4 protein-coding genes are annotated in these 3,986 nt (G+C 70.3%); 1 reads left to right on the top strand and 3 read right to left on the bottom strand.

All coding sequences use genetic code 11. The features are described 5' to 3' along the window. Nucleotides 1–91: 91 nt before the first annotated feature. From ACWEOZ_RS44125 to ACWEOZ_RS44115, 3 genes are all read right to left on the bottom strand, one after another. Nucleotides 92–1,150, bottom strand: coding sequence for a winged helix DNA-binding domain-containing protein (locus tag ACWEOZ_RS44125; RefSeq protein WP_451916646.1), 1,059 nt, complete (start codon nucleotides 1,148–1,150; stop codon nucleotides 92–94). Nucleotides 1,151–1,234: 84 nt separating this feature from the next. Further along, nucleotides 1,235–2,866 (bottom strand): glucose-6-phosphate isomerase, encoded by a 1,632-nt coding sequence (pgi, locus tag ACWEOZ_RS44120; RefSeq protein WP_451916645.1) that lies wholly within the window; start codon nucleotides 2,864–2,866, stop codon nucleotides 1,235–1,237. A gap of 81 nt (nucleotides 2,867–2,947) precedes the next feature. Continuing rightward, nucleotides 2,948–3,322, bottom strand: a complete 375-nt coding sequence (locus ACWEOZ_RS44115; protein WP_451916644.1) for a DoxX family protein — start codon at nucleotides 3,320–3,322, stop codon at nucleotides 2,948–2,950. 99 nt (nucleotides 3,323–3,421) lie between these two features. Between ACWEOZ_RS44115 and ACWEOZ_RS44110 the strand changes: the two genes are divergently transcribed. Further along, on the top strand, nucleotides 3,422–3,919 hold the full coding sequence (locus ACWEOZ_RS44110) for a MarR family winged helix-turn-helix transcriptional regulator (protein WP_451916643.1): 498 nt from the start codon (nucleotides 3,422–3,424) through the stop codon (nucleotides 3,917–3,919). Nucleotides 3,920–3,986 lie beyond the last annotated feature (67 nt).

Here is a 3,986-nt window from a genome sequence, read left to right as displayed (position 1 = left end):
ACTACAACACTGCCCGCAGCCACTCAGCACTCGGGGGACACCCACCGATCAGCCGCCTCACCGCCTGAAACAACGTGTCGGGTCGCAACATCTAGGACCAGCGGATCTGGGCGGGCAGGCCGACGAACGCCGCGTACGGCTGGAGGGCCTCCTCCGCCCGGGCCCGCTCGGCCGGGCCGAGGTCGGCCAGCGGCTGGATGTCGACGGTCACCGCCTTCTTGCCCAGGGTGCGGGTCCAGGTGCCGACCACCCGGCCGCCGCGGACCAGGGTGGAGCGGAAGATGCCGTTGCCGCCCGGGACGACCGCGGCCAGGTGCTCGTCGGCCATCATCAGTGAGCGGTCCTTGTAGCCCAGGACGTACTCGTCGAAGCCGGGCAGCGCCGCCCAGTCATCGGCCATGTCGGCCGGCGTGGTGTCGAGCAGGGCCGGGTCGGCGACCATCTCGGCTCCGTCGACCCGGACGGTGGTGAGCCGGTCGCCCGCCGCGGCGATGCCCGCGCGGGTGTCGGCCATGGTCAGGCCGGTCCAGCGGGCGAAGTCGGCCCGGGTCGCCGGGCCGTGGCTGCGGAAGTAGCGCAGGGCCATGATGCCCAGCGCCTCGGTGCGCTCCGGCCGGTGAGGGTCGGGCGCCCACTCGTCGAGCAGCACGAACGTCTGCTCCTTGCCGATGTGCGGGGCGATGCAGGAGACGCCTTTCTGGCTCGCGTACCAGAGGAGGTGGTAGCCCATCTGCGGGCCGAGCTCGACGCCCCCCTCGGCCAGGGCCGTCAGGCACTCGGCGCGGGTCAGCCGGCGGCCCTTCAGGGCGGTGGCCAGGACCTCGACGCCGCGCTCGGCCGTCGCCTCGGACAAGCCGATGGTCTCGCGGCGCTTGGCCGCCCCGGCCAAAGCGCGCACGCCCATCAGCTCCAGCATCCAGCGCGTGTCGGCCGGTGGAACCAGGTGCACGGTGCCGCGCATCGGCCATGTGCGGATCGCCTCCCGGCGCTCCAGGGCGGCCGTGACGTCGCCGACCGTCCAGCCGGGCAGGCGCACGCCCAGCGACCACAGGCCGCTCGCCATGTCCTGCGCCTGCAGGGCGCCGAACCACTCGACCACCCCGGCCACATCCGTGACCGGGTGCGGCGGGGTGAGCAGCAGGCTGCGCATGCGCAGGGCCAGCGCCTGCGTCGTCGTCAGATCCACAGACGCAGCTTAGGGCGCCCCTCCGACAAGAAGGGGCGCCCTGAGCGGTCAGCGGCCGCGCTGGGTGCGGTAGCGGGCGATGAGCGTGTCGGTCGAGGAGTCGTTCTCCGCGCCCGGGGCCTCGGCCGCGGTCAGCAGCGGTGCGAGCTGATTGGCCATGACCTTGCCCAGCTCCACGCCCCACTGGTCGAACGAGTTGATCTGCCAGATGGTGCCCTGGGTGAAGGTGATGTGCTCGTAGAGCGCGATGAGCTGGCCCAGCACCGACGGCGTCAGCTTCTCGGCCAGGATGGTGGTGGTCGGGTGGTTGCCCGGCATCACCTTGTGCGCCACGATCTCCGCGGCCACGCCCTCGGCCTCGATCTGCTCGGCGGTGCGGCCGAACGCCAGCGCGCTGGTCTGCGCGAAGAAGTTCGACATGAACAGGTCGTGCATCTCGCCGGTGTCGTGGTTGGGCACGGCGAAGCCGATGAAGTCGGCCGGGATCAGCTTGGTGCCCTGGTGGATCAGCTGATAAAAGGCGTGCTGGCCGTTGGTGCCGGGCTCGCCCCAGAAGACCTCGCCGGTCTGGAAGTCCACGGCGGAGCCGTCCAGGCGGACGTGCTTGCCGTTGCTCTCCATGGTCAGCTGCTGCAGGTACGCCGGGAAGCGGTGCAGATACTGCGAGTACGGCAGCACGGCGTGCGACTGGGCCCCGAGGAACGTGTCGTACCAGACGTTCAACAGCCCGAGCAGGGCCGGCACGTTGCGCTCCAGCGGCGTGGTGCGGAAGTGCTCGTCCACCGCGTGGTAGCCGGCGAGCAGCTCGCCGAAACGCTCCTTGCCGATCGCCAGCATCACCGACAGGCCGACCGCCGACGGCAGCGAGTAGCGCCCGCCGACCCAGTCCCAGAAGCCGAACATGTTCTCGGTGTCGATGCCGAAGTCGGCCACCCGCTGGGCGTTGGTGCTGACCGCGACGAAGTGCTTGGCCACCGCGCTCTGGTCGCCGCCCAGCCCGGCCAGCAGCCAGTTGCGGGCCTCGGTGGCGTTGGTCAGCGTCTCCTGCGTGCCGAAGGTCTTGGACACGACTACGAACAGGGTGGTCGCCGGGTCCAGGTCGTGGGTCTTGGCGTACAGGTCGGTGGGGTCGATGTTGGAGATGAAGCGGCACTCCAGGCCCGCGTCGGCGTACGCCTTCAGGGCCTCGTACGCCATGACCGGCCCGAGGTCCGATCCCCCGATGCCGATGTTGACCACGGTCCGGATCCGCTGCCCGGTGGCGCCGGTCCACTCGCCGGAGCGGACCCGGTCGGTGAACGCGCCCATCCGGTCCAGCACCTCGTGCACGTCGCGGACGACGTCCTGGCCGTCGACGACCAGCGTGGCGTCCCGGGGCAGCCGCAGTGCGGTGTGCAGCACGGCCCGGTCCTCGGTGACATTGATGTGCTCGCCGGCGAACATGGCCGCCGTGCGCTCACGCAGCCCGGCCCGCTCGGCCAGGGCGACCAGCGCGGCCAGGACCTCGTCGGTGACCAGGTTCTTGCTGTAGTCCACGTAGAGGTCCGCCACCTGGGCGGTGAGCCGCTCGCCGCGCCGGGGATCACTGTCGAACAGGTCGCGCAGGTGCACGCTCGAGAACTTCTCGGCGTGCCCCTGCACTGCCTGCCATTCGGCGCTGTCGGAAACGTGTTCGCTCATTGCCTTTGACTCCCGCCTGGACCAGAACTATCGCGTTCATCGTGGCACGGATCGAAGCGGCTTGCCGCGAACTGGAACCGTTCAGAACGCGTACGGTCCGAATCGGCCCCAGGCGACGAAGGCCGCCAGCAGCAACAGCACGATGCTGGGCGCCATGCCCTTGTAGTCGTTCATCCGGGCGTGGGTGATGGCCGCGCCGATCATCACGAGCGCCAGGCCGAGCGCGGCCAGCGGGACGAGGATCGGGGCGATGTCGAGGACCGCGGGCAGGATCAGCCCGATCGCGGCGAGGGCTTCCACGGCGCCGATGGCCTTGACCGCGCCGGGCGAGAACAGGTCGACCCACGCCATGCCGGCCTTCTTGAGCTCCTCCTTGGGCCGCAGCACCTTCATGAGGCCGGAGGCGAGGAAGACGGCAGCCAGCAGACCGGCGACGATCCACAGCACGATGTTCATTCCGGAGCCCTTCGAGAGTTGAACGTTCTAGTGAACCGTAGGCCCTGTGACTTGAACGGTCAACCGAGAGTGACGTGAACGTTCAGCTACGATGGCCGGGTGGGCGACGAGGTGAACTGGCTCGATGAGCAGCAGTTACGGGCGTGGAAGAGCTTCGCCGCGCTCATGGTCGTCCTGCCGGCCACGCTCGACGGCGAGATGCAGCGCCTGGCGGGCATCACCCAGTTCGAATACGGCGTCATGGCCGGACTGTCCGAGGCGCCCGGGCGCGCCATGCGGATCAGCGCCCTGGCGCAGTTCGCCCAGGGCTCACTGTCGCGGCTGTCCCACCTGATCAAGCGGCTGGAACGACGCGGCTGGGTGCGCCGCGAGCTGGACCCGGCCGACGGCCGCTACACCAACGCCATCCTCACCGACGAGGGCTACGCCAAGATCGTCGAGATCGCGCCGGAGCACGTGGCCGGCGTGCGCCGGCTGGTCGTCGACGCCCTCACCCCGGCCCAGCTGCGCCAGCTGGGCGAGATCAGCGAGCGGGTGCTGCGCGGCATCGCTCCGGGACAATGCCCACAAGCCCAACGGTACGGCGACCAGACCTGACAACCGCACCCCGGTCGTCCCACCTCCGACGGCTCCCGGCGGCGCGCTACCGGGCGCGCCGCCGGCT

Source organism: Actinoplanes sp. NPDC004185 (assembly GCF_053603475.1).
The sequence above is the reverse complement of the archived record's forward strand: the minus strand, read 5'-3'. Positions and strand labels throughout refer to the sequence as shown.

Coding starts and splice junctions, on each gene's coding strand:
- ACWEOZ_RS44125 (WP_451916646.1), bottom strand. CDS start 1,150: ATGCGCAGCCTGCTGCTCACCCCGCCGCACCCGGTCACGGATGTGGCC.
- pgi (WP_451916645.1), bottom strand. CDS start 2,866: ATGAGCGAACACGTTTCCGACAGCGCCGAATGGCAGGCAGTGCAGGGG.
- ACWEOZ_RS44115 (WP_451916644.1), bottom strand. CDS start 3,322: ATGAACATCGTGCTGTGGATCGTCGCCGGTCTGCTGGCTGCCGTCTTC.